Origin of the sequence: Nonomuraea sp. NPDC049709 (genome assembly GCF_040674815.1) — a bacterium.
Classification (GTDB): domain Bacteria; phylum Actinomycetota; class Actinomycetes; order Streptosporangiales; family Streptosporangiaceae; genus Nonomuraea.
This window is the reverse complement of record NZ_JBFANM010000100.1, coordinates 1-24,352: the sequence shown is the minus strand read 5'-3', so window position 1 is coordinate 24,352 and position 24,352 is coordinate 1. Positions and strand designations below refer to the sequence as shown.

General features: G+C 70.8%; 20 protein-coding genes and 1 pseudogene. 9 read left to right on the top strand and 12 right to left on the bottom strand.

Annotated elements, in window-relative coordinates; all coding sequences use genetic code 11:
- Positions 1-107 precede the first annotated feature (107 nt).
- The 3 genes from AB0J69_RS53950 to AB0J69_RS53940 are packed head-to-tail and all read right to left on the bottom strand — an operon-like array spanning position 108 to position 3,813.
- Positions 108-1,634, bottom strand: coding sequence for a prenyltransferase/squalene oxidase repeat-containing protein (locus AB0J69_RS53950; RefSeq protein WP_364135411.1), 1,527 nt, complete (start codon positions 1,632-1,634; stop codon positions 108-110).
- Positions 1,631-2,470, bottom strand: a complete 840-nt coding sequence (locus tag AB0J69_RS53945) for a terpene synthase family protein (protein WP_364135408.1) — start codon at positions 2,468-2,470, stop codon at positions 1,631-1,633. Before AB0J69_RS53945 ends, AB0J69_RS53950 begins: the two co-directional genes overlap by 4 nt.
- Positions 2,467-3,813 (bottom strand): cytochrome P450, encoded by a 1,347-nt coding sequence (locus AB0J69_RS53940; protein WP_364135405.1) that lies wholly within the window; start codon positions 3,811-3,813, stop codon positions 2,467-2,469. The genes AB0J69_RS53945 and AB0J69_RS53940 overlap by 4 nt, the downstream gene beginning before the upstream one ends.
- 119 nt (positions 3,814-3,932) lie before the next feature.
- Here AB0J69_RS53940 and AB0J69_RS53935 point away from each other — a divergent pair, with 119 nt between their 5' ends.
- Complete coding sequence (locus tag AB0J69_RS53935; protein ID WP_364135402.1) at positions 3,933-4,955, top strand: polyprenyl synthetase family protein; 1,023 nt, start codon at positions 3,933-3,935, stop codon at positions 4,953-4,955.
- Positions 4,956-4,965: 10 nt separating this feature from the next.
- Here AB0J69_RS53935 and AB0J69_RS53930 read toward each other — a convergent pair whose 3' ends face one another.
- Positions 4,966-5,922, bottom strand: a complete 957-nt coding sequence (locus tag AB0J69_RS53930) for an alpha/beta hydrolase family protein (RefSeq protein ID WP_364135399.1) — start codon at positions 5,920-5,922, stop codon at positions 4,966-4,968.
- A gap of 36 nt (positions 5,923-5,958) precedes the next feature.
- On the opposite strand from AB0J69_RS53930, the gene AB0J69_RS53925 reads away from it, so the two are divergent.
- Complete coding sequence (locus tag AB0J69_RS53925) at positions 5,959-6,888, top strand: aldo/keto reductase (protein ID WP_364135396.1); 930 nt, start codon at positions 5,959-5,961, stop codon at positions 6,886-6,888.
- Positions 6,889-7,168: 280 nt separating this feature from the next.
- Here AB0J69_RS53925 and AB0J69_RS53920 read toward each other — a convergent pair.
- Positions 7,169-7,507 (bottom strand): annotated as a pseudogene (locus AB0J69_RS53920) (STAS domain-containing protein); the annotation flags it as partial.
- A 133-nt stretch (positions 7,508-7,640) separates the two neighbouring features.
- Here AB0J69_RS53920 and AB0J69_RS53915 point away from each other — a divergent pair.
- Positions 7,641-8,075, top strand: a complete 435-nt coding sequence (locus AB0J69_RS53915) for a helix-turn-helix transcriptional regulator (protein WP_364135393.1) — start codon at positions 7,641-7,643, stop codon at positions 8,073-8,075.
- A 145-nt stretch (positions 8,076-8,220) separates the two neighbouring features.
- Here AB0J69_RS53915 and AB0J69_RS53910 read toward each other — a convergent pair whose 3' ends face one another.
- Both AB0J69_RS53910 and AB0J69_RS53905 read right to left on the bottom strand, forming a co-directional pair.
- Positions 8,221-9,738 (bottom strand): MFS transporter, encoded by a 1,518-nt coding sequence (locus AB0J69_RS53910; RefSeq protein WP_364135390.1) that lies wholly within the window; start codon positions 9,736-9,738, stop codon positions 8,221-8,223.
- On the bottom strand, positions 9,735-10,307 hold the full coding sequence (locus AB0J69_RS53905; protein ID WP_364135388.1) for a TetR/AcrR family transcriptional regulator: 573 nt from the start codon (positions 10,305-10,307) through the stop codon (positions 9,735-9,737). The genes AB0J69_RS53910 and AB0J69_RS53905 overlap by 4 nt, the downstream gene beginning before the upstream one ends.
- A 547-nt stretch (positions 10,308-10,854) precedes the next feature.
- On the opposite strand from AB0J69_RS53905, the gene AB0J69_RS53900 reads away from it, so the two are divergent.
- Positions 10,855-11,406, top strand: a complete 552-nt coding sequence (locus tag AB0J69_RS53900; protein WP_364135386.1) for a helix-turn-helix domain-containing protein — start codon at positions 10,855-10,857, stop codon at positions 11,404-11,406.
- Here AB0J69_RS53900 and AB0J69_RS53895 read toward each other — a convergent pair.
- The 3 genes from AB0J69_RS53895 to AB0J69_RS53885 all read right to left on the bottom strand — a co-directional run bounded on the left by AB0J69_RS53895 (position 11,344) and on the right by AB0J69_RS53885 (position 15,426).
- Positions 11,344-13,236 carry a wax ester/triacylglycerol synthase domain-containing protein gene (locus tag AB0J69_RS53895; RefSeq protein ID WP_364135383.1) on the bottom strand — a complete coding sequence of 631 codons (1,893 nt, stop codon included), beginning with the start codon at positions 13,234-13,236 and terminating at the stop codon, positions 11,344-11,346. The genes AB0J69_RS53900 and AB0J69_RS53895 overlap by 63 nt on opposite strands.
- 143 nt (positions 13,237-13,379) lie before the next feature.
- Positions 13,380-14,426 carry a sulfite oxidase gene (locus tag AB0J69_RS53890; protein WP_364135380.1) on the bottom strand — a complete coding sequence of 349 codons (1,047 nt, stop codon included), beginning with the start codon at positions 14,424-14,426 and terminating at the stop codon, positions 13,380-13,382.
- Between the two features lie 268 nt (positions 14,427-14,694).
- Entirely contained in the window at positions 14,695-15,426 is a 732-nt protein-coding gene (locus AB0J69_RS53885) for a hypothetical protein (RefSeq protein WP_364135377.1), read from the bottom strand.
- Between the two features lie 426 nt (positions 15,427-15,852).
- On the opposite strand from AB0J69_RS53885, the gene AB0J69_RS53880 reads away from it, so the two are divergent.
- Entirely contained in the window at positions 15,853-16,455 is a 603-nt protein-coding gene (locus tag AB0J69_RS53880) for a cadmium resistance transporter (protein ID WP_364135450.1), read from the top strand.
- 300 nt (positions 16,456-16,755) lie between these two features.
- Positions 16,756-17,124 (top strand): hypothetical protein, encoded by a 369-nt coding sequence (locus tag AB0J69_RS53875; protein ID WP_364135375.1) that lies wholly within the window; start codon positions 16,756-16,758, stop codon positions 17,122-17,124.
- A 304-nt stretch (positions 17,125-17,428) separates the two neighbouring features.
- Here the strand turns inward: AB0J69_RS53875 and polX are convergent, their stop codons facing one another.
- Complete coding sequence (gene polX, locus AB0J69_RS53870; RefSeq protein ID WP_364135373.1) at positions 17,429-19,108, bottom strand: DNA polymerase/3'-5' exonuclease PolX; 1,680 nt, start codon at positions 19,106-19,108, stop codon at positions 17,429-17,431.
- A gap of 71 nt (positions 19,109-19,179) precedes the next feature.
- Positions 19,180-20,145: an aldo/keto reductase gene (locus AB0J69_RS53865; protein ID WP_364135372.1), complete on the bottom strand. Its 966-nt coding sequence runs from the start codon at positions 20,143-20,145 to the stop codon at positions 19,180-19,182.
- Positions 20,146-20,343: 198 nt separating this feature from the next.
- Between AB0J69_RS53865 and AB0J69_RS53860 the strand changes: the two genes are divergently transcribed.
- The 3 genes from AB0J69_RS53860 to AB0J69_RS53850 all read left to right on the top strand — a co-directional run bounded on the left by AB0J69_RS53860 (position 20,344) and on the right by AB0J69_RS53850 (position 24,285).
- Positions 20,344-21,474: a histidine kinase gene (locus AB0J69_RS53860; protein WP_364135369.1), complete on the top strand. Its 1,131-nt coding sequence runs from the start codon at positions 20,344-20,346 to the stop codon at positions 21,472-21,474.
- A gap of 134 nt (positions 21,475-21,608) precedes the next feature.
- The gene (lanKC, locus tag AB0J69_RS53855) at positions 21,609-24,182 is read left to right on the top strand and encodes a class III lanthionine synthetase LanKC (protein ID WP_364135366.1); all 2,574 of its coding nucleotides are present in this window, start codon (positions 21,609-21,611) and stop codon (positions 24,180-24,182) included.
- Complete coding sequence (locus tag AB0J69_RS53850) at positions 24,154-24,285, top strand: SapB/AmfS family lanthipeptide (RefSeq protein ID WP_103955008.1); 132 nt, start codon at positions 24,154-24,156, stop codon at positions 24,283-24,285. Before lanKC ends, AB0J69_RS53850 begins: the two co-directional genes overlap by 29 nt.
- Positions 24,286-24,352 lie beyond the last annotated feature (67 nt).

Sequence of the window (24,352 nt, the reverse complement as noted above, 5' to 3'; positions counted from 1 at the left end):
CAAGACTTACACGTGTATTTCTTGGATCCGGCACCCGGGATACCCTAGCAACGCCGCAAAGCCTGCTCAAGGCGGGTAAATCCTAATACGTGGCATTAAGTCCGAATTTAGCGGGATTCTATAACGCGAGTTCCCAGGTGCAGGGCCGCCAGGATGGCCGCTCGTACGATCGCTATTGGAGTGTAAAGGTCCTTGTCATGCCACAGCGACGGATAGTCCGACATTTCGCCCGTACGCTGCAAGTACGCATGTCCTCGGGCCGTCGCCTCCTTGTACCGCTCGTCGACCGGGCGGCCCAGCACCCTCTCGGGCAGCAGCAGCGTCTGCATCGCGTAGGCGGTCTCCTCCAGGGTGCCTTCCCAGCGTCCCCACGATCCGTCCGCGCGCTGCGTGTCCAGCACCCACTCCCGTGCCCTGGCCACGGTGGCGGCGTGCTCGGGGCCGCCGTACTCGCCGAGCGCGAGCACGCAGCTCAGCGTCGCGTAGTACGGCGAGGCGTGCCAGCGGTCCTCCCAGCTCCCGCCGGGCTGCTGCCGCTCGGCCAGCAACCCGGCCAGCCGGGTCCTGACCTGCGCGTAGGCGCCGGCTCTCGTGGGGCTGGTGGCCGCGTACGAGCCGAACGCGTCGAGCACGTGGGCGTTGACGCTGATGGAGAAGCCGTCCTCGCCCCGCCAGGTGCAGAAGTGGGTGCCCGTGTCGAACGCCAGCAGGCTCTCCGGATCGCGGGACATGCCGTGCAACGCCAGGGCGTGCAGCGCGACCGCCGTCGTGTCGGCGTCCGCGGGCAGCCCGGGGCCCGCCGGCGTGCCGGCCGGGCCGATCGCCGCCCGCAGGTCCGCCACCATCTCCGGCGGCACCTCGGCGGGGATGCCCGCCCGTGCCAGCCAGGTCAGGACCCAGCCGCGCTCGAACACCGTGATGGGGAGGCCCACGGGGACCGGGCCGCCGTACCGGGTGACGACGGCCTCCAGGTGGTTCCGCGCGAAGTCGGCTTCGAGCGCGGAGCCGTTGGCGAGCCACGCCGCGGTCGCGGCGGGAGAGGCGCCGATCGTGCCGATCACCGTAGGGCGGACGGATCGCGCGCCACCCGCCGCCAGGCCCGTCACCTCCAGGGCGTGCAGCAGCTTCTCCGGCAGGTCCGCGCCGGACTCCACCGCCCGCCGCACCCGTTCGACGCGGCTGTAGTCCAGGCCGGGAGGCAGGGGGAGGGGCGCGCCGGCACCGTGGGCGTTGATGAGAGTGACCAGCGCGGGGATGATCAGGTCGACGGCCGGCATGTCGGGCAGGTCGACCGCTTGGGGCAGCCGCTCGCGCAACGCGGCCAGCCCTCCGCGCGCCGCCTCCGCGGCGCGCTCCACGTCCTCGGCGGTGAGCCCGCCGCCGCCGTCCGACGCGACGGTGAGCAGGGCCTCCGTGGCGCTGAGCGCCGGAACCAGCCCGTAGCCGTCGGGCGCGCCCCACGAGCCGTCCGGCCGCTGGGTGCGGAGCAGGTAGTGAACCCGCTCGCGATGGCCGGTCAGCCACGGGGCCAGGGTGACGAGCCGTCCCGTCTCGTAGACCGACGCGGACACCTGGCCCCACGGCTTGAACATCAGCGTGGCCACCAGGGTTCCGGCCTCGCGAGTGACGTTCACAGTTCTCCCCAGTAGTCGCTGACGCCGTAGAAGCCGGAGTTGAAGCCCATCTGTCGTTCCAGGTACAGCGCCGTCCTGGGGTCGCTCTCGCGCAGCGGGACGATCAGCTCCGTCGCCGCGCGCGCGTGCCGGGCCATACGGTCGGTCACCTCGGTACGGTCGGCCCCCAGCGTCAGGGCGTTGGCGTCGCCCCAGCGGGCTTCCCGGTCGTGCGTCGTCAGGTCGTTCAGCAACCGCAGGTAACGCTGCACCTCGTCGCTCGCCGCGCGGATACGAGCGAGCTCGGACAGCGTCGCCGGGTCGCCGAGGGACAGCCAGTGCGACAGGTTGACGAAGGAGGAGCCGCAGCTGTCTGCGTTGGCGAGGTACTCGTCCAGGCCGGGCACCGCCCGGGATTCGCGCCACTCCCACTCCCGCTCCATCGCGGTGAGCATGCGTTCGAGCTGGCCGCGCCAGCGCGGGTCGGCGCCGAAGTCGTCGCGCAGCTCGGCGAGGAACCGGGTGAGCGGGCTGTCCGGGTCCTTCCCGGCGGCCACGGCCACGCACTCCCCGACCATCCCGGCCACCTCGCCCCGGGACGTGGCGACATGGTCGATGAGCAGGTCCACCGCGAACACCCACAGCGCCGCGCGGTTGACCGCCCGCAGCTCCGCGGCCGTGGCCCAGGGCGAGCCGAACGCGCCGACCAGGCCCAGAGAGTGGAAGAAGCCGGGGTCGAAGGGCCTGGCGGGAAAGAGCTCAGGGTGCCGGGCGGCGTGGCGGGCCAGGTCGCGGGCGCACTCGACGCCGAGCGCGCAGGTCCTGCCGAGGTCCGCCGCCGTGGTGAGGCCGCTCATCCGCGCCCCGCGGGAACGAGCGTCATGGACAGCCCCGTGGCCGGCCGCAGCGTCGAGGCCAGCCGGGGGAGCACCGGGCCGTCGGCGTGCAGCACCGGCCGGTACCTGCACAGGATCCCGGCGATCAGCAGCAGCGCCTCCATCGTGAACAGGCGCGGTCCCAGGCACGAATGCGGTCCCGCCGCGAACGGGAAGTACGCGTACCGGTGCCGCCCGCGCCCGTTCCCCGGCGCGAACCGCTCGGGGTCGAACTCCAGCGGCCGGTCCCAGAACGCGGGCAGCCGTTGGGTCAGGAACGGGCTCAGCACCACCGTGGACCCCGCCGGGATCTCCACCCCGCCGATCGTGTCCGTCCGGACCGCCGTCCGGGGCAGGATCCAGCCCGGCGGGTAGAGGCGTACGAGCTCGTCCAGGAACATCCGGAGGTAGGTGAGCCCGGGCAGGTGCGCCATGGTGACGGGCCCGGTGCCGACCACCCGTTCGATCTCTTCGTAGACCTTCGAGGCGATCTCCGGATGCGCGTCCAGTACCGGCCAGACCCAGGTCAGCGCGGTGACGGAGGTCTCGGTGGCGGCGCCGTGGATGGCCACCATGTCGTCGCGGATCAGCCGGTCCGCGTCCGTCTCCCCCTTACGGGCCTGGCACAGAAGGGAGACGAGGTCGTTCTCGTGCTCGCCGCGCGCCTTCGCGTACCGGATGCGGGGGTAGACGACCTCGTCGATGGTCCTGATCGCCTGCCGGAACGCGCTGTCGCCGGGCAACGGGAACCGCTGGGGCACGAACGGCAGCAGCAGCCGGATCGAGCGGGCGGTCACGCCCGTGTCGTAGGCCGGAGCCAGCCGTTCGATGTCCGTGTCGGAGATCGTCGAGCCCAGGAACAGCCGCACGATCACGGGGTGGACCAGGGCGGAGATGGTGTCGGCGATGTCGATGGGCCGCCCCGGCACCACGATCGTGTCGATGAGGTCAGTGACGATCTCGGCCATGCGCTGGGTGAGCGAGTCGACGTAGCGGGCGGTGAACATCGGCTGCAGGATGCTCCTGCTGGCGGTCCAGCCCGCGCCGTCCGACAGGATGCCCTGGCCGAGCAGGGGGCCCAGCGGGTCCCAGAACATGCCCGCGCGGAGGTAGTTGGGCTGGTTCGTCTTCAACACGTGCTGGACGTGGTCGGGGTGGGTCACCAGATAGGGGCGAAAGGGGCCCATGTTCAGCCGGACCAGCTCACCGTTCGCCTGCCTGCTCGCCTCCTCGAAGGCGCGTAAGGGAACGCGTGCGTGCCTGGTCAGGGTGCGGAGAAAGGGCAGGGTGGGGGCTTGACAGGTCGGCAGGCCGCCGAACGACACCGGACCTCCATCACATCCGTCTCACATGACGGATATTTCCTGACAAAAGTTAAGCTCTCCGTGGAGTATCACACGGCACTCTGTGTAGATTCAAGATCGTACTGACTAGGAGCGCACGCATGGCAGCCGACCCCCTCGACCCTGTCCGGCCTGGCGGGGAGGTCATTGCGCGCTGCCGGAGGCTGTTCGAGCCCGCGCTTCGCGAAGCCGTGTCCGTCCTGCACCCGTGGGGCGCGATGATGGCGGCGTTCACGCTCGGGTGGTCCGACGTCGACGGACGGTGGCAGGACGACGGCGGCGGCAAGGGCGTGCGGCCCGCGATCGCTCTGCTCAGCGCGGAGGCGGCCGGTGGTGACGCGGAGCCGGCGCTGCCGGTGGCGGTGGCCGTCGAGCTGGTGCACGCGTTCTCGCTGGTGCACGACGACATCATCGACAACGACGAGCGGCGCAGGCACCGCGAGGCGCTCTGGAAGGCGTACGGCGTGGGGCCGGCGCTGCTCACCGGTGACGCGCTCCTGGCCCTGGCCATCAGACAGGTCGCCGGACGCCCCGACGCGATGGGCTACCTGTCGGCGGCCCTCGTCGAGCTCGTACGGGGCCAGACCACCGACATGGCCTTCGAGCAGCGCTCATGGCATGGGCCCGACCAGGTCTCCACCGCCGAATACCTGGACATGGTGGCGGGCAAGACGGGCAGCCTGCTGGGGGCGGCCGCGGCGGCGGGTGTCGCGATGGGCGGCGCTCCGCAGTTCGCCGACCGCATGTGGGACATGGGGCGGGATCTCGGCATCGCCTTCCAGATCGTGGACGACATGCTGGGTATCTGGGGCGACCCGGGCGTAACCGGCAAGCCCGTGCACAGTGATCTGCGACGCGAGAAGAAAACGCTTCCGATTCTCGCCGCACTGTCCTCGGAGCGGACGGCCGCCCGCGAGCTGTCGACCATCCTCGTCTCGAGGACGATGGACGACGACGCCGTACGGCGCGCCGCCCACCTGGCCGAGGAGGCGGGGGGCCGGGCGGCGGCCCAGGCGCTGGCGGAGCGCCACCTGGCATCGGCCATGGACGTCCTCGACGAATGCCTGCCGGACGCCACGGACCTGCGCGTCCTGTGCGAATCCCTGCTGAACCGGGTCAACTAGGGCGTGATCTCTAGGAGGGGCCGGCGCCGATGGCCGACATGAGCATCGGATAGGCCCGGTGCAGCTCCCTCTGCCAGGACGTGTGATTGTGCCCGCCCCGGGAGAAGTGGGTGCGCGCCGGGATGCCCAGCTCCTCCAGCCGCCCGGCGAACGACCTGGCCGCCCGGTTCGCCAGGTCCTCCACCAGGTCACCCTGCCCGGCCGCCACGTACAGCTCGACGCCCTTGAGCCGGTCGGCCAGATCGTAGGGATTGTGCGCGCGCCAGACGTCGCGCTGCTCCTCCGGGTCGCCCCAGATGCGTTTCCAGTCGGTGCCGAAGCAGCCGATCGCCGTCCCGGCCATCACGGCCTGCGGGACGCCGGGGCCGAGGATGTGCAGGGCGCCGCTGAACGAGGCCGCCGCCTCGAAGCCGCCCCTGGCCGCGTACAGCATGGCGCCCTGCCCGCCCATCGAGTAGCCCGCGACGGCGCGCCGCCCGCCCGCCCGGTAGCGGGCTTCGAGCAGCGGCAGCAGCTCCCCGAGGTGGTAGGTCTCCCAGCGCGGCGGGCCGCCCGCGCCGCCGTTCCACCAGTCGGAGTAGCTGCCGCACTTGCCGCCGTCCGGCATCACGACCAGCACGCCGGTGCCGCGGGTGAGCGCCTCGACGTCGGTCTTCGCGGTCCAGGAGGTGTGGTCGTCGAGCCCGCCGTGCAGCAGCCACAGCACCGGCCAGTCGGTACGCGACTCCCAGCGGTCGGGGAGCAGCAGGCGCACCTTCGTGGTGGCACCGAGCGCGTCCGACCTGATCGTCAGCTCCATCCTGCGCTCGTCGAGCCGCCGCTCCGCCACCACCTCCGCGGGCGTCCGGGCGGGCTCCGGCGCGGGCGGCTCCTCCTTCTGGCCGGGCAGCCACACCGCCACGCCCACCAGGCACAGAACGGCGGCGATCAGCGCGCCGACCAGGCAACCACGTAACCGGGGCCGCATCGAGCCTCCAACATCGGCTGCGCGGATAATAGCGGGATGAGATCAATAGGCACTACGGACCTGTCCGTTTTCCCGATATCGCTCGGCGCAAATGTCTTCGGCTGGACGGCCGACAAGGAGACCTCGTTCGCGGTCCTGGACGCGTACGTCGAGGGCGGCGGCAACTTCATCGACACGGCCGACGTCTACCCGTACTGGGCCACCGGTGAGTCCACCTCCGAGATGATCATCGGCGAGTGGATGGCCGACCGCCGCAACCGCGACTCCCTCGTGCTGGCCACCAAGGTCGGCATGCTGGAGGGGCTGCAGGGGCTGGCGCCGGCGACGATCAGGACGGCGGTCGAGGACTCGCTGCGGCGGCTGCGCACCGACTACATCGACCTCTACTGGGCGCACGTGGACGACCACGACACGCCGCTGGTGGAGTCGCTGGCCACGTTCGACGCGCTGGTCCGCGAGGGCAAGGTCCGCCACGTCGGCGCGTCCAACTACGGGGCCGCCCGGCTGGCCGAGGCGCTCAAGACCTCCGAGGAGGAGGGGCTCGCCAGGTACGTGGCGCTGCAGCAGCCGTACAACCTGGTCGAGCGCGGCTACGAGGGCGAGCTGCGCGACGTGGTGGCCCAGGAGGGGTTGTCCAGCACGCCGTACTTCGGGCTGGCGCGCGGGTTCCTGACCGGCAAGTACGCGCCCGGGGTGAGCGTGGACAGCCCGCGGGCCGGCAAGGCGGCCGAATACCTGGAGACCCAGCACGGGCCCAGGACGGTGGAGGCGCTGGTGAAGGTGGCGGGGGAGCGGCAGTCCGCGCCGGCGACGGTGGCGCTGGCCTGGCTCGCCGCCCAGCCGACGGTCACGGCGCCGATCGCGAGTGCGCGGAGCGTGGAGCAGCTGCGGCCGCTGATGGAGGCGGCGGCGGTGACGCTGAGCGAGGAGGAGCTGACCATCCTGGACGAGGCGTCCCGCCCCTGACACCCGCACTTCACGGCGCTTCACGGCGCTGGACGGTGTCTTTGGGGGTGCTTCGCGGTGCTCTGGAGTGCCCCTGGGGTGCTTCGCCGTGCCGGGGGCTGCTCCGGGGTGCTTCGCGGTGCGGGGCCGTTGCCGCGCCCGGGCTCCCTTGTGTGCGGAGGCCGGGCGCGCGACGTCGGTGGGGCCGGGCCGGTCGCTAGGACGAGGCCAGCCCGTGCCGGCGGCACCATTCCTCGACGCTTCCGGCCGCGCTCTCGACCGCGTGCGACCAGTGCGCGTCGGCCGCGATCGCGTCCTGGACGGAGGCGTGGGAGGCGAAGACGGCGGTGAGCCCGGTGATCTTGAAGATGCGCGAGATTCGATCCGTCGTCATCACCAGCGCGAGCGACCCGTCCAGCGTACGCAGTCGCTTGAGCCCTCCGACGAGCACGCCGAGGCCGGTGGAGTCGAGGAACTCCACGCCGCTCAGATCGGCGACGATGTGCACGACGCCCTTGCCCGCGAGGTCCACCACCTGCTCGCGCAGCTTGGGAGCGGTGAACACGTCGACCTCGCCGCCGACCTTGAGCACGGCGCAGTCGCCGACCGGTCCGACCACTTCGATGACGATGTCCTGCATTTGCGCCTCACCATCAGTCGTGTCATTGACTACATTGACGGGGAACTCTGTAGATTTACAGTACTTCCGCGATCGCCCTCCCGTCAATCACGGACTGTCGGTGTCATCGCCAGGAATGACAGGGGTTGAGGAGATGAGGGTAGAAGAGGCCATCGGCCGGCAGATCGCACGGCTGCGTGCCGAGCGCCGCATGTCGCTGACCGAGCTGGGCGAGGCCCTGGGCCGCTACCTGGACCGGCCGTGGAGCCGCCAGGCCGTCCACCAGGCCGAGCGCGGCCAGCGTTCCTTCACCGCGGCGGAGCTGACCGCCCTGGCCCTGGTCCTCGACACCTCGGTGCCGGTGCTGTTCCGGGCGGAGGACGTACGGATCGAGCTACCTGGCGGGGCGGTCTCCCCCGAGGACTACCGGGGGATCCTGCTGAGCAGGGAGCCCGACATGCCGCTCGACGGGGTCGAGGAGCTCATCGTCGCCCTGCACGACATCGGGGAGGTGCTCTCCCGGCCCGCCCTGGCCCGCCTGGCCCGCATCGGCCGCGTGGCCGACCAGGTCGCCGGCCCGGAACGCTGACCCCGCGACACCTCGCGGCCCCCCGGCCCCCGCGCACCTCCGCCCGCACCTCCGCCCCTCCCGGGCACCCCGCGCTCTGCGGCCATCAAGGGCCAGAAGGGCCGCCGCGGCGGGCGTGCACCGATCCTCGGCCGCCTGCCCGGGCTCAGTGCGGGTGGTCGGACGAGGACAGGTCCAGGTCGCGCGGGGTGAGCAGCCACGCCACCAGCGTCCCCGCCAGCATCAGCACCGCCCCCGCCCCGCTGGTCAGCACCAGCGAGTCGGTGAACGCCGCCCGCGCCTCCTCCGTGAGCCGGGCCCCCGCCGGCCCCAGCTCCCTCGCCACGTCGAGCGCCCCGCCCAGCGATTCCCGTACGACACCGGCGGCCGGACCCTCGTACGCCAGCTCCCCCCGGTACGTCGCGGCCGCGACGCTGCCCAGGACGGCCACGCCGAGCGCCCCGCCCACCTCGTAGCTGGTCTCCTCGATGGCCGCCGCACTGCCCGCCTTCGCGGGTGGCGAACCCGACATGATCGCGGCCGAGGCGATCGCCAGCGAGCCGTTCCCGAGGCCGATCAGTGTGAGCGCGACCGCGATCGGCCAGTAGCCCAGCGGGCTCGGGGCCACGTACAGCAGGACGAACGCCAGCCCGGTGACGGCCAGCCCGCCCGCCAGCACCGTACGGGCGCCGATGCGCGCCGCCACCGCCGGGGCCAGCGGGGAGGCGACGATGGCGGCCAGCGCCGCGGGCAGCAGGCGTACGCCCGTCTCCAGCGGCCCGTACCCCTGCACGAGCTGCATCCACTGGGCGAGCAGCAGCAGCACCGCCGCCATCGCGATCGACGTGGTCAGCGCCGTCACGACCCCGGCCGAGAAGGGCTTGCTGCGGAACAGCCTGATCTCCAGCAGCGGATCCGGCCTGCGCAGGCACCGCATCACGAACCAGCCCAGCGTCACAGCCGCCACCGCGGTCGCCACCAGGGCGCCGGGCGAGGTGAGGCCGTACTTGCCGAAATTCTTGACCGCGTAGACCAGGGCCACCATGCCCGCCATCGACAGCAGCGTGCCCAGGAAGTCCCACCGGCCGGGTGCCGGGTTCCTGGACTCCGGCAGCAGGAACAGCCCGGCGGCGATCGCGATCACCATGACGGGCACGTTCACCAGGAACGCCGAATGCCAGGTGAAGTGCTCCAGCAGGACCCCGGCCACGATCGGCCCCAGCGCCGCCCCGACCGCGGCCATCGCCGCCCACACGCCGAGCGCCCTGGCGCGCTCGCCGGGGTCGGTGAACAGGTTCCGGATCATGGACAGCGTGGACGGCATGATCATCGCACCGCCGACGCCGAGCAGTGCCCGTACGGCGATCACCTGCATCGGGCTGCCCGCCGCCAGCACCGCCAGCGAGGCCAGCCCGAACACCGCGAACCCGACCATCAGCATCCGCTTGCGACCCCACCGGTCGCCGAGGGCACTCACCGTGACCAGCAGCCCGGACAGCACGAGCGCGTATGCGTCCACCATCCACAGCAGCTCGATCGAGTCCGGGCGCAGGTCCGCGGAGATGGCGGGCAGGGCCACGTTGAGGATGGTCATGTCCATGACCACGACCAGCACACTGGCCGACAGCACGGCCAGCGCCGCCCACCGCCTCTTCGACGAGACGGGCGACGTGGTGAGCGTCATGCTTCCTCCCGGGGTGCGGCGCCGTCCATGAACGTGCTGTGCAGCAGCCGGGGCACGTCCCGGCGGGCGACGTCGCCGCGTCGCAGGCTCTCGCGTACGGTGACGAGCAGGCCGTACACGGTGTTGCTGATCCAGCGGGCGGGCAGGTCCGCCCGCAACAGCCCGGCGCGCTGGGCGGCGGCGTAGAACGCGATCTCACGCTCCTCCAGCTCGTCGGAGCGGCGCGCCAGCTCGGGATGGACCGCCATGGCGTAGTCCGTCAGGCCGAACCCGTACTCGTCGGCCACGTCGATCAGGCCCGCCAGCAACGCGTTCATCGCCCGCCGGACCACCTCGGGATCGGTGGCCGCGGTCGCCTCGACGATGCCACTGCTCTCCTGCACCTGGGCCCACTGCTCGTGCGCGCGGTGCCCGAGGGCGAGCATCAGGTCGTCACGGTTGCTGAAGTGGCGGTGGAGGGTGGCCCTGCTGATCCCGACGGCCTCCGCGAGCTGCGCCATGGAGGCGTTCGGGTTCTCGTTGAGGTATTGGATCGCGCCCTTCATTACCTGCTCGCGAGTCGCTGCCATTCACACACCCGGGTATCGTTTGAGACATCTTTGTCTCACATGCTACATCAAAGCCTCACCCATGTCGGAACCCACGGACAGCAGCCAGCGCCAACCCGACCGTCCGGACCGCCCCGACCGGCGTCACGCCGTACGAGACGACCCACCCAGCGGCGGTGCCCCGACCAACTGGGGCCGACCCATCGAACGGACAGCGCCCCGACGACCGTGCGTTGGCCCCGGCCACCGGCGGAGGCACGCCCGGTCCCCGCCCGGACCCCCGCCCGGACCCCGCCGGGACGCTGGGACCCCGCCCGGACCACACCGGGATCGCGCCCGGACCCCGGGACCCCGCGGGACCACGCCGGGACCCCGGGACCACGCCGGGACCCCGCCGAGTTGGGGCTCGGACCGCGCCCGGACACCGCCGGGTTTGGGCCCGGCCCGCGCCCGGACCGCGCTCGGCCCCCCTCGCCGTCCCGCCACGGCGTGACAGGGCACGACACGGCAGAGGGCTCTCGCGCGCCCGGCATGGCGATGCACCCCCGGCCGCATTAAGGTGCGAGCTGTGGTGGTGGCGATCGGTGACGCGCGGACGCGCATCTTGGACGCGGCGGAGGAGCTGTTCGCGGGCGGTGGCTACGAGGCCACCCCAACCGCGGTCATCGCAAAGCTGGCAAAGGTCCCCAAAGACCTGATCTCCCAGTACTTCCCGCGCAAGGTCGACGTACTGGTGGCCCTCGTCTACGAGCGCACCACGGTCGAAGAGGGACGCGAGGTCGACGCGGTCCCCGGCGACCCGGCCGGAACGCTGTCCCGGCTGGCCCGGGGCCTGCCGCTGCGCGCCTCACCGGCGATGCGGCGCATCCTGTTCCGCGAGGCCGACACGCACCGTTCCGTCAAGGAACGGCTCGGCCGCCTCAACGGTGAGTTGGTCAGGCGTGCCAGGTTCGCGCTGGAGCTGGCCCTGCCCGGTACGCGCGGGGACGCGGCGCGGCTGGAGGTGGCGGCGGCCACGTTCGCCGCCGTCCTGCTCTACCAGGAGAACCTCTGCCAGCTAACCGGCCACCAGATCGACCCGGACGCCGTCGCGGAACTCATCGCCCACTCGCTCGTCTAGCAACTCGTCCAGCGCCGTACACAGGTGGTCCAGCAGCCCCCACACGTCATCCATCCGCTCGGGGCAGGCCACGATGCCGAAGTCGAGCATGCCGTCGTAGGAGAAGCAGGTGATGTTCAGGCCACCGCTCATGTCGGTCAGCACGGACATCGGATAGTAGGACAGGACCCTGCCGCCACACAGGTACAGCGGGAACTGCGGGCCCGGGACGTTGCTGATGATGAGGTTGATCGGCGGGAACGCCAGCCCCGCCAGCCGGAAGAGCGCCGGCGTCGCCAGGCTCGTAACCGGCGCGGGCAGCACCGAGCACAGCTCGCTCAGCCAGGTTGCCGGAGCCAGCGCGAACCGCCGCTTCGCCCTCCCCATCACGGCACCGACCGCCTGCAACCGCTCCTTGGGGTCGGGGACGTTCGTCGGCATGGGGGCGACCATGGCCGAGATCTGGTTGCCGACCAGGTCCTTCGCCTTGGCCTTGCGGACCGCCACGGGCACGGCCACGATCAACGGCTCCTCCGGCAGCGCGTCACGCTCGCGCAACCACGAGCGCAGGGCCGACGTGCAGAGGGCCATGACGACGTCGTTGACGCTCATGCCGTTGGCCTTGGCGACCTTCTTGATGTCCTTGAGCGACAGGGACCCGAAGGACAGGTGACGGCGGGCGCTGATGGGGCCGTTCAGCGGGGTGCGGGGGACGGCGAGGCTGGGCAGGTCGGGACGGCGCTGCTGATCGCGCGCCACCACGCGAGCGGCCTTGGCGATCAGCTTCGCCCCGGGCAGGCCGCCGACGACCGGAATCGCGTCCAGGTCCCCAGCCGCCCGCACCACCGACTGGACGGCCCGTACGGGGTGCGTGACCGTACGCACAGCGGCCCCGGCGAGCATTCCGACCAGGCCGGGAGCGTCGTACGGCTGGTCCACGTGCTGAACCTCGCCATGGGAACTGCCACTGTCGCGAGGCGCGGCGACGTCACAGCAGGCCGTGTCAACGCCGGGGCAGGCACCGTCACGTGGCGCGACGCCCGAGGAAGCGACGGCGGCGGTGCTGGCGATGGCGGGGATGGGGGCGGCAGCGGAGGCGGTGGTAGCGGGGATGGGCATGGCGGTGGCGGCGGAAGCGCCGACGGCGGCGGTGCTGGCGGGGATGGAGGTGGCGGAGCCGGAGATGACAGCGGTGGGGGTGGCTGCGGTGGCGATGGTGGTGGTGGAGAGTGCCTTGGGTGCCGCGCCGGTGCCGGTTGCCGGCCGCGTCCCGCTCTTTGTGGTGCGCGCCTCGGCCACGGTGGCATCGGTGCTCCCGGTCTCCGGGTCAGGGCTGCGGGTCACCGGGTCGGGGCTGCGTCTGCGGGTCAGATGACCGTCCGGGGTCAGGTCGAGCAGGGTGGCGAGGGTTTCCGCGCCCGAGATGCCGTCGATGGCGGCATGGTGCACCTTCGTATAGACGGCCACCTTGCCACCGATCAGCCCGTTGATCAGATGCATCTCCCACAGCGGATGCGCCCGGTCGAGCCGACGGGCGTGGATCTCCGCGACGGCCTCGGCCAGCTGCCAGTCGTCCCCCGGTTCGGGGAGCGCCATCTCGAACAGATGGTTGTCGATGTCGAAGTCGGGATCGGCGGCCCAGTAGGGGAGGTCCAGCCCGAGCGGCACCTCCGCCACGCGCAGGCTGAGCGCGGGAGAGAGGTGAAGGCGATCCAGCAGGAGCTCGGCCAGTGCGTCCCTGGTGACCGAGCCGTCCGCAGAGTCGAGCAGCGCCAGTCCTGCCACGTGCGCGGCGGTCGTCGCCGTTTCGATATTGAGGAACTGGGCGTCGAGTGCGGTCAGCTGGCGCATCGGCTCTCCTTTTCCCTTGATTGTCGGAAGCATCACACGGCGGGATTTCCGGAAGGTTTCTGCGCGAGTCTTCCAGATGAATTCCGATGGGCCGTGCACGCGTTTAGAAAACCTCCAGCTCAGCCGGGTGAAGTGACAATTCCCTACCCATTGACCACGTGAATCGGGTGTTGCACGACAGCGTCGAAGTGGTAGCCGAACGGGTGCCGGGGCGTGGTGAGAGGTTGCGTGGCGCCGGTCTCGTCGGTGGCGCGTGCCATGAGCAACCGTGTCCCCGTACGCTGCGGAGCCCACTCGACGTGCCAGGGGAGCCACGCGCTGACCAGGTGTTGCCCGTGGTGTTCGGCCTCGCGCCAGTGGAGACCGCCGTCGACGCTGACCTCCACCCGTACGATCCTGCCCCGGCCCGACCAGGACCGCCCGCGCAGTACGTGTGGCCCGGGGAGGGGCAGGCGCGCATTCCAGGGAAGCTCGAATGCGCTCTTCACCGGCTGCGTCGTGACGTCGGGGTAAAAGACCGTGTTCCAGGGCGTGAAGAGCTTCGTCGTTGAAACTTCCAGGTCGCCGAGCCATTTGATGGAGGCTATTCCCACCCATCCCGGCACCACCAGCCGCACCGGAAATCCGTGGTCGGGCGGCAGTGGAACGCCGTTCATTTCGTAGGCGACGAGGACGTCGTCCATGGCCTTGTCGATGGGAAGCGGCCTGCGCACGTGCCCATGATCCTCGAACGGCGCGTCGAGCCCGGTGGGCAACACGTCCACCGCCCCTGGCAGCACTCCGACCTCCTTGAGCAGATGCTTCAGCGGCACTCCCCGCCACCGCGCCACCCCGACGGCTCCCAGCCCCCACTGCGTTCCGGGTGCGCCGTCGTGCTGCTGCGTCCGGTAGAACCGCCGTCCGTTGCCCGCGCACTCGATCGCCATGTCGAACGTACGCGAGGGCATGGCCCGCAGATCCTCATAGCCGAACTCGCGCGGACATCGCACTCCCGCCCCGTGCACGCGCAGTCGCCAGGTGGTGACGTCGATGAGCGGGGTGAAGGTGTGGTTCCGCACGAAGAACCGGTCGTTCGGGGTGTGGTAGCCCAGCCCTGCCATGGACTCCCAGCGCATCTCGGCGCTGTTGCCGTGGACCTTGAACAGGTGGTCGGGCAGTGGCTTCACGATCGTCGCCGTGGCTTGCTTCATGGAGCATCACCTCGTAGTACCTATTTCCTACCTGGAAACCATTTAATCTCCTCGCGCTGTCCGGCCGCATCCTCCATTGCCAAAATCTGGCGTATCGGCACGGGAACGTTCCACTGGCCGTCGTGGTGCAGAACCAACCCGTAGCCCTGGACCTCTACCCGAGCCGGGGAGGCATACCCGAGCACGAGGTCAAACCAACCGGCGGGCTGGTGGCTGGAGTAGGACGGGCTTGTCAGGGGGTGTGGTGTGGGTGGGCCGTGTTGGTGGGTCAGGTGGGGGTGACGATTGCGGTGAATGGCTCGCCTGCATTGAGGCGGTCGATCAGCCTCAGGAGGCCTGCGCCCTGCCCGTTGTCGCGGAGCCAGCGACTTACCTGGCAGGCCGACTTGGCGTAGGTGCCGGCGTCCTTGCTCGCGGCCGTCAACCACTCCTCAAGGGTGGTCGGGAGGGGGCCGGACGGCTCTGTGAGGCAGCGGTCCGGCTGCGTCTGCGGGGCGAGGTAGCGGGCGTCGTTGGAGACCACCACCGCCAGGCCCTCGTCGAACCACTGGGGAACCTCCTCGGCCCCGGACGTGAGCCGGGTGTGCAGCTCGACGTGGGACATCTCGTGCGAGGCGATCACCGCGTTGAGGCCTCTCGGCGACAGCATCACCGCTCTGTTGAGAACCGCTATGCCGCGCTCCCTTCCGCCGCCGATGCGCTCATAACAGGCTTCCGTGACACAGATGAGCAGGCCGGGCGAGCTTGTCTGGCGGCCGTAGAAGCTGGTGATCCGCTGGCGGGCCTCCCGCACCACCTGCTTCACCTGTGTCTTCTGCGCATCCGTCAGGCCGCCTTCCGTGTAGACGGACTCCTCCAGCTCGGTCAGGCCGTAGCAGCCGGGGCAGGTGGTCGCGGCCACGGAGGGGTAGGCCAGGGTCACCCCGGCGATGGCCACGGCGAGCAGGGCTGTGAGCACCGCGAGAATGCGCGTCCAGAGCTTGCGCGACTTCTTGGGCACGGAGTGTATCCTCCAGGTCTTCCTTCGGTGGGGTGCGAGGTGGCGAGGACACTCTCTCGTATTCTCGGGCGGGCCACATCCGACCAGGGTTTGTCATTCTGAGGGTGGAGCTCAGGGGTGCTGGCATGAGCTGGTGGTGGCAGTGACGGTCAGTGTGCACGCGCCGCCCCGCCGCACCGCCGCTTGGCGTGCCGGTCGATCTGTGTGGGTTGGGAGCACGGTCGCCCTTGGTGGGTGGGGTGACCGTCAGCGTGCGGGGTGGACACAACCGTCGGTGTGCGGGGTGGGCGCGACCGTCAGTGTGTGCTGGTGGGGTGATGGGTGGCGTGGTTTGAGTCTTCTCCGTCGTCGATGGTGGCGGCGTCCGTTGCGTATGTGGCCGGTAGGGTCGCCAGGGCGAATCGGAGCGAGAGGGAAGAACCTGGCGTGAATGTGGGCGTTGTCGGGCAGGCAGCTGGGTTGTTCGCCGTCACCAACATCGACGACATCTTGGTCTTGGCGTTGTTCTTCTCCCAGGGGACCGGACGTCGGGGCGCGGCGGCGCGGGTGGTGGCCGGACAGTACCTCGGCTTCCTCGGCATTCTGGCGGTGGCTGCGGCCGCCGCCTTCGGCGCGACCTTCCTGCCCGAACCCGTCCTGCCCTACCTGGGCCTGCTCCCGCTTGCCCTCGGGCTCAAGGCGGCTTGGCAGGCGTGGAAGGAGCGGCGCGACGGCGGTGAAGAGGTGCGCGGTGAAGAGCACGCCGGTGGGCCGAAGGTGCTGGAGGTCGCTGCGGTCACCTTCGCCAACGGCGGTGACAACATCGGTGTGTACGTCCCGGTGTTCGCCACGGCGGGGGCCGGCTCGATGAGCGTCTACATCGTCGTCTTCCTGGCCCTGGTCGCCGTGTGGTGTGCCGCCGGCCGGTTCCTCGCCACCCGGCCGGTCGTCGCGCGGGCGCTGAGTCGATGGGGTCATGTCCTGTTGCCGATTGTGCTGATCGGCATAGGGGCGCTCATCCTGGTCGAGGGCGGAGCCTTCGGTCTGTAAGAGATTTGCTGGGCGGAGGGTGTTTCCGGGTCGTATCTGCGGCGGGAGAAGTTGGGAGTTGTGACCGGCGCACGTGGCGGTGGGACCTGGTGATCAGCCTCGCGGTTGCGGTGGTGGTGTCCTGAGTGGGCGGTGGGCGCTACCTGTGCACGCCGCCTGCCAGGGGTTGCTCGGCTCCGACTGCCTCTCCTCGCCGGCCGCCGCCTCCAGGTTTCGGCAAAATGTCCAGATTTATGGCATTAAGTCGTGATTTACGAGAAGGGAGCCCCGTGAGGTATGCCCGGCGGAAGGAGACCATGCATGGGAACCGTGAACCGCATCCTCACCAGTGCCGCCCTCACCAGCGCCGCCCTCGCCCTCACCCCCTTCGCCGCCGCCCCACCTGCCCCGGCGGTTGCCACACCCCTGGCGGTCGGCACACCCCTGGCAGCCGGCACGCACCAGTCGCCGACCTGCCACTACGTCAACGAGACGGACGAAGCGGCACCCGTCAGGCTGGGTCCCGGTAAGGAGTTCGGGAAGAAGGGCGAGCTCGTTCCCCCCAAGGAGCCCGTTCGCGCCACCTGCGCCGCCATAGGCCGGGGCCCCGAGCACTGGGTGCGGCTCAAGAGCGGTGAGCACAAGGGGCTCTGGGTTTGGCGTGACCGTCTTCAACCCTGGAGCGGGTGATCGGGTGAACACGTTCCAGCCCCTCCGGCGAGGCCCCTTATTACGGTCCTTGCGCGGTCGCGCACGTCCCGCCGCACATGGCCCGCCGCACATGGCCCCGCCGCACATGGACCCACCCCATGCGGCCCCGCCGCACGCGGTCCTTGCCCATCAGCGAGGACCGTAGGCGGGGCTGGCGTGTGGGGTTCGGGTCGAGGGGTTCGAAGGGCGTGCGTTCCGGCCAGGGCCGGGGAAGGTCGGCCCGGGCTCCCGGGCGGACCCTCGGCGGGCGGGGCCGTAAGTTCGTCGGGACGGCCGTGGGTGGTCAGCGGCCCAGGAAGGTGCGGAGCCGGTCCAGGGGCCAGGTGTTGATGACGTCGTCCGTGGTGAGCCAGGACCGTTGCGCGATCCCCACCCCGAACCGCTGGTTCGCCAGATGCGGGATCGCGTGCGAGTCGCTGTCGATCGAGAACTTCACCCCATGGTGCTTGGCCAGCCGCACCAGATCGGACGGCAGGTCGGAGCGGTCGGGGAAGGAGTCGATCTCCATGGCGGTGCCGGTCCTGGCAGCCGCGCGGAAGACGGCCTCCCAGTCGGCGTCCACCTGCTCCCGCTTGCCGATCTTGCGGGTCGTGGGGTGGCCGATGATGTCGACGTACGGGTTCTCGCAGGCGGCGATGAAGCGGCGGGTCATGTCGTCGCGGGACAGCCCGAAGTGCGAGTGCACCGATGCCACGCACACGTCGAACTCCCGCAGGATCTCCCCGGGCCAGTCCACCGAGCCGTCGGGGGCGATGTTGAGCTCGGTGCCGTGCAGGAGCCGCATGTCGGGATATTTCGCTTGCAGCTCGGCCACCCGGCCCCGCTGCTCCAGCGCCTTGTCCAGGGTCATGCGCTGCATCGCCAGGTCGGGCGCGTGGTCGGTGACCGCGTAGTAGGCGTAGCCGCGGGCATGGCCGGCCGCCACCATGTCCTCCAGCGAGGCGATGCCGTCGGTCAGGTTGGTGTGGGTGTGCAGGTCGCCCTTGAGGTCGGCCAGCTCCACGAGGACCGGCAGCTCGCCCTTGAGCGCCGCCTTGACCTCCCCGCCGTCCTCGCGCATCGGCGGTGGTACGTACTGCATGCCGAGCGCGGCGTAGATGTCCTCCTCGGACTCGGCGGCGATCACCCGTTCGCCCTCGAACAGCCCGTACTCGGACAGCTTCCAGCCCTTCTTCACCGCCATCTCCCTGATGGCGACGTTGTGCTCCTTGGAGCCGGTGAAGTATTGCATGGCCGCGCCCCACGACCCGGCCGGCACCACGCGCAGGTCCACCTGGAGGCCGGACGTGGTGCGGATCGAGGTCTTCTTGTCGCCGGCGGCGATCACGTCGGCGACGTAGGGCTGGGTGCGGAAGTCTTCCATGATGGACTCGGGCGCCACCGCGAGGATGTCGATGTCGCCGATCGTGTCCTTCATCCGCCGCAGCGACCCCGCGTACGCGATGCGCTCGGCCTTCAGCGCGGCCATCACCTGCTCGGCCAGGGACATCGCGATGCCGATGTGCACCCGGCGGCCGGACTGCTCCAGTTGCTCGATGCCCTTGAGCAGGTTGGCCAGGGTCTTCGGGCCCAGGCCCTTGACGCCGTCGAGGCGCCCGGAGGTGATCGCCTCGCTCAGCGCCGTGGTGGAGTCGATGCCGTAGTCCTCGAACAGCATGATCGCCGTCTTGGGGCCCAGCGTCGGCACCCGGGTCAGCCGCCGCACGCCCTCGGGCACGCGGCCCCGCAGGTCGTCGAGCTGCCGGAAGCTCCCGCGCTGCAGGAACTCCTCCATCTTCTTGGCGATCGCCTCGCCCACCCCGGGGACGCCGCGCACGTCGGTCACCGAGATGTCCTCGGGGAACCCGGCGATCGCCTTGGCCGCCTTCTGGTAGCTCCGCACCCGGAAGGCGTCGCCGCCGCAGAGCGCGAACAGCTCCGCGTATTCCTGCAGCGCCGCCGCCGCCTCCTCATTTGCCCGCATGCCCATACCTTAGGATCCCCGGCCGACAATCCCCGCCTGCCAACCGACTGGCCGCCGTCTCGCAGCCCCGCCTAGAAGCGCATCTCGCGCGGACGGTACGGCGCCTCCAGGAACGCCATCTCCTCCTCCGACAGCGACACCGACACGGCCGCCACGGCGTCGTCCACGTGCCGCTCCTTCGTGGCGCCCACGATCGGCGCGGTGACGCCGCGGTGCAGCAGCCAGGCCAGCGCGATCTGCGCGGCGGGCAGGCCGCGGTCCGTGGACACCTGCGCCACCCGGTCGATGATCAGCTTGTCGTTCTCCGGGTCGTACAGGTGATCGATCCGCTCGTCCGACCCCGCCCTGGCCGTGGTGGCGGACGAGCCGGCCCTGGCCAGCACGCCGCGGGCCAGCGGGCTCCACGGGATCACGCCCACGCCCTGGTCGGCGCAGAGCGGCAGCATCTCGCGCTCCTCCTCCCGGTAGAGGAGGTTGTAGTGGTTCTGCATGGAGACGAACTTCGTCCAGCCGTTGGCCGCGGCCGCGTGCTGCGCCTTGGCGAACTGCCAGGCCCACATGCTGGAAGCGCCCAGGTAGCGGGCCTTGCCCGCCCTGACCACGTCGTTCAGCGCCTCCATGGTCTCCTCGATGGGCGTCTCGTCGTCCCAGCGGTGGATCTGGTAGAGGTCCACGTAGTCGGTGCCGAGCCGTCTGAGCGAGGCGTCGATGGAGTCGAGGATGTGCTTGCGGGACAGCCCTCGGTCGTTGCGGCTCCGGCTCATCGGGAAATACACCTTGGTGGCCAGCACGTAATCTTCGCGCCGGCCGAAGATGGCGCGCAGCACCTCGCCGGTCACGACCTCGCTCGCGCCCGCGCTGTAGATGTCGGCGGTGTCGAAGAACGTCACTCCCGCGTCCGCGGCCCGGCGGACGAGGGGCTCGGCCTCCTCCCGCGCCAGCGCCCATTCCTGCCTCTTGGGATCGCCGTAGCTCATCATGCCCAGGCAAACTCTCGACACCTGCAAGCCCGTGTTACCAAGTCGCGTGTAATCCATACCGTTCACCCTATGACCCGAATGCCATGGCCACTGAACGGGTCAACAGGCAGTCAGGGCTGTCCAAAAGCGGAAATGACCTTTACACGGGCGACGCTGATCGGGTCGATTAGAGGAACGTTGCAAAACGGTGGGCGCTCTGGCGATGCGGCGAGCCGTGTCGAGACCGTGGTGGACCCGATACGCACCGGGGGTGAGGTGAAGGACACACACCGTGGACTCCTGTCCCGGGCGCGTGCCGAGCTCGACGACCTGTCGTCTCCGTACTGGGTGGGCGGACTCGGCCTGGTGGCGGGGATCGTCGGGCTGGCGGCTCCGGTGGTGATCGGGCTGTCCGGTGCGGGGATGCTGGCCGAGGGGGTCATGACGCTGCTCGTGCTGCTGGTGCTGCACGTCAAGTTCGTCACCGAGATCCCCGCGCGTCGCGCGAGCGGGTGGTGGATCGTGGCGGTGCAGGCGTGGCTGACGTACCTGCCGCTGACGGTGTTCGGGGCGGCGTGGACCCCGGTGTGCGGGCTGCTGACGGGCGCCCTGCTGGTGATGGCCGGCCGGATCCGCTCGATCGTGCTGGTCGCGCTGGCGCTGGCGTGCGGGCCGGTGGTGCTGGCCGCGCCGGAGCCGGCGACGATCCATCCGCTCTGGGCGGTCGCGGCCCCGCTGGTCGGCATCGCCGAGTACGCCGTGGTGACGCTCACCGGGCGGGCCCGGCGGCTGGGCGAGGCGCGTACCGAGGTCATGCGCAGGGCCGTCGCGCTGGAGCGCCGCCGCTTCACCCGGGACCTGCACGACCTGGTCGGCCACCGGCTCACGGTGCTGGTGCTGAAGACGCAGCTCCTGGACCGGCTGGTGGCCGAGCGGGACGCTAAGGCACGGGACGAGGTGAGCGAGGTGCTGGAGCTGCTGCGCAACCTGTCCGCCGACGTCCGGGCCGTGGCCCACGGCCTGCGCAGCTCCTCGCTGGCGGCGGAGCTGGGCTCGGCGCGGTCGCTGCTGGAGTCCGTACGGGTGCGCTGCCAGATCAGGGTGTCCTGCCGCGACCTGCCGGCCGGGGTGGAGGAGGCGCTCACGCACGCCCTGCGCGAGGGGGTGACGAACGTGCTCAGGCACGCCGAGGCCCGCCAGTGCTCCGTCCACCTGCTGGAACGCGACCAGTTGGTCCGCCTGACGATCAGGAACGACGGCGTGCGCCCGCCGCGCCGCCCCGACGAGGCCGGCCAGGGCCTGCTGAACCTGGCCGAGCGCGTCTCCGGCCTCGGCGGCTGGCTGGAGGCGACCTCCTCCAGGTCCGGGCAGTTCACGTTCAGCGTATACGTGCCACGAAAGAAATAACCGGCGCCCGGTCATTGGTGAGGAATTAACAAAGCGAAATTCAATAGCCACGCATCGGCAATGCATTATATGACTAGCCGAATGGCGTCGCCGGCGGGAAGCTCTAGACACATCGCCCTGGAGGTCCCCGCCAGATGGACAAGTACGAGCTGTATTGCCTTGTGGACCCGTGTTTCTACGACACCCTCGAGCACAGCACGGCCGCGGACGCCGACTTTCCCATTCTGCGCAGGTCCCTGCCCGCCGGCTGGTCCACCGCCCTGACGGACACCTGGTGTTACTACGCCCCCGACAATGAGCCGCCCCTTCCCGCCCAGGGATGGAAGATTCACGTGTCGGCCCGCGTGCCGGACGCCGAGAAAGCCATTGCCGCAGTATGGGATTATTGCCTGCCGCGTGGTATCGCGTTCAAGTTCCTGCGCGGTCTGCCCGTGCTCGTCATGGTCAACTCCAAGGCCGCCTCCAGGGCCTCCAGCGGCAAGCTGATCACCGTCTATCCGAGGGACGAGGCCCAGCTCGAACTCGTGCTCAAGGAGCTCGACGAGCTCCTGCGCGACGTGCGCGGGCCGTACATCCTGAGCGACCTGCGCTACGGCACCGGCCCGCTGTTCGTCAGGTACGGCGGTTTCGCCGAGCGCCACTGCCTGTCCCCTTCCGGCGAGCGCGTGCTGGCCGTCGAGGACGGCGACGGCAGGCTCGTGCCCGACGTGCGGGGCGCCACGTTCTCGGTGCCGCCGTGGACGACGCTGCCCGCCTTCCTGGAGCCGCAGCTCGCCGCGCGCAACGCCGTGACGACGACCGGGCTGCTGTACGACATCGAGCGCGTCCTGCACTTCTCCAACGGCGGCGGCGTCTACCTCGCCCGCGACAAGCGCTCGGGGGAGCAGGTGGTGCTCAAGGAGGCCAGGCCGCACGCCGGGCTGGACGCGGCCGGGCGCGACGCCGTCAGCCGGATCGAGCACGAGCGCGACATCCTCGAACGGCTGTCCGGGCTGCCGGCCGCCCCCGCGCTGCGCGGCTACTTCACGCTGGGCGAGCACCACTTCCTCGTCATGGAGTTCGTGGACGGCACGCCGCTCCAGCGGCGGCTGGTGCACCGCTACCCGCTGACCCGCGCCACCTGCACCGAGCGGGACCTCGCCGAGTACACCTCCTGGGCCGTCGAGACCCTCGACGAGGTGACGCGGGCGGTCGGCTCGCTGCACGAGCGCGACGTGGTCTTCGGCGACCTGCACCCCGACAACATCCTGCTGGCCGACGACGGCCGGGTGGCGCTGATCGACTTCGAGGTCGCCACGCTCGCCGGCGACCAGGGCCGCGCCGCGCTCGCCCACCCCGCCTTCGCCCCGCCCGCCGACCGGCAGGGCGTGGACGTGGACCGGTACGCGCTGGCCTGCCTGCGCCTGGGCCTGTTCGCCCCGCAGTGCACGATCATGCTGCCGTTGCACCGGCCGAAGGTGGCGCACCTGGGGGAGATCGTCAAGGAGACCTTCCCCGTGCCCGGAACCATGATCGACGAGGCCGTCTCGACCATCGCGGGCAGCGCCCCGGACATCACTCCGGACGCCACCCCCTTGCCCATGCCCGGGACGGCCGGCTGGCCGGAGCTGCGCGACGCCATGGCCAGGGCCGTCCTGGCCAGCGCCACGCCGGAGCGGGACGACCGCCTGTTCCCCGGCGACGTGGCCCAGTTCCGCCCCGGTGGCGGGCTCGACCTGGCCCACGGCGCGGCCGGCGTGCTCTTCGCCCTCGCCTGCGCCGGGCTCGGTCCCTACCCCGAGTACGAGCGCTGGTTGCGCGAGCGCGCCCGCCGCCCGGCCCAGGGCTCCGGCCTCGGCCTGTACGACGGCCTGCACGGCATCGCGTACGTCCTCGGCCTGCTCGGACACGACCAGGACGCGAACGATCTGATCGACGTCTGCCTGCGCGAGAAGTGGGAGCGCCTGGAATCGGCCCTCATCTCGGGCCTGTCCGGCATCGGGCTGAACCTGCTCCGCTTCGGCCGCACCGACCTCGCCCTGCGCGCGGTGGACATCTGCGCCGGGCGGCTCGACACCCCCGTGCCCGACATCAGCGGCGGCGCCGGCCCGCGCGCCGGGCTCATGCACGGCTCCTCGGGCCCCGCACTGTTGTTCCTGCACGCCTACGAGCGCACCGGCGACGCGGCGCTGCTCGACCTGGCGGCCACCGCGCTGCGGCAGGACCTGCGGCGCTGCCGGCACTCCGAGGACGGCTCGCTCCAGGTGAACCAGGGGTGGCGGCTGCTGCCGTACCTGGACGAGGGGTCCGCGGGCATCGCCCTGGTGCTGGAGCGCTACCTGCGGCACCGGCACGACGAGGCGTTCGCGACGGCGCTGACCGAGTTGCGGCTCGCCGGCCGCGCGGGCTTCTTCGTGCAGGCGGGGCTGTTCACCGGCCGGGCGGGGATGCTCGCCGCGGGCGCCGGCGACCTCCCCGAGCTGGTGAAGGGGCTGCGGTGGCACGCGCTCCCGTACGGCGGCGGGCTGGCCTTCCCCGGTGACCAGCTCCTGCGCCTGTCCATGGATTTCGCGACCGGAACGGCCGGCGTGCTCTTCGCCCTCGGTGCAGTGCTGGGCGAGCGGCCCTGCCATCTGCCGTTCCTCGAGGCCGCACCCGAGCGGCCTGTCCCCGACCACACCACGGAAGGAGGTGTACGACATGGTACTTCTCGACCTGCAGGGTCTTGAGGCTCCCGCGGCCAGCGACGTGGCCAGCGGCGGCAGCACGTTGACCGTTCTCTCCTGCCACTCCGGCAAGCCCAGCAACCTCAGTGTCGCTCTCTGCCACTGATCTCGTGATATAGGTCCCGGGGGGGGCGGGGCCGGGCGGGGGCCCCCCCCCCCAGTGTGGGGGGGGC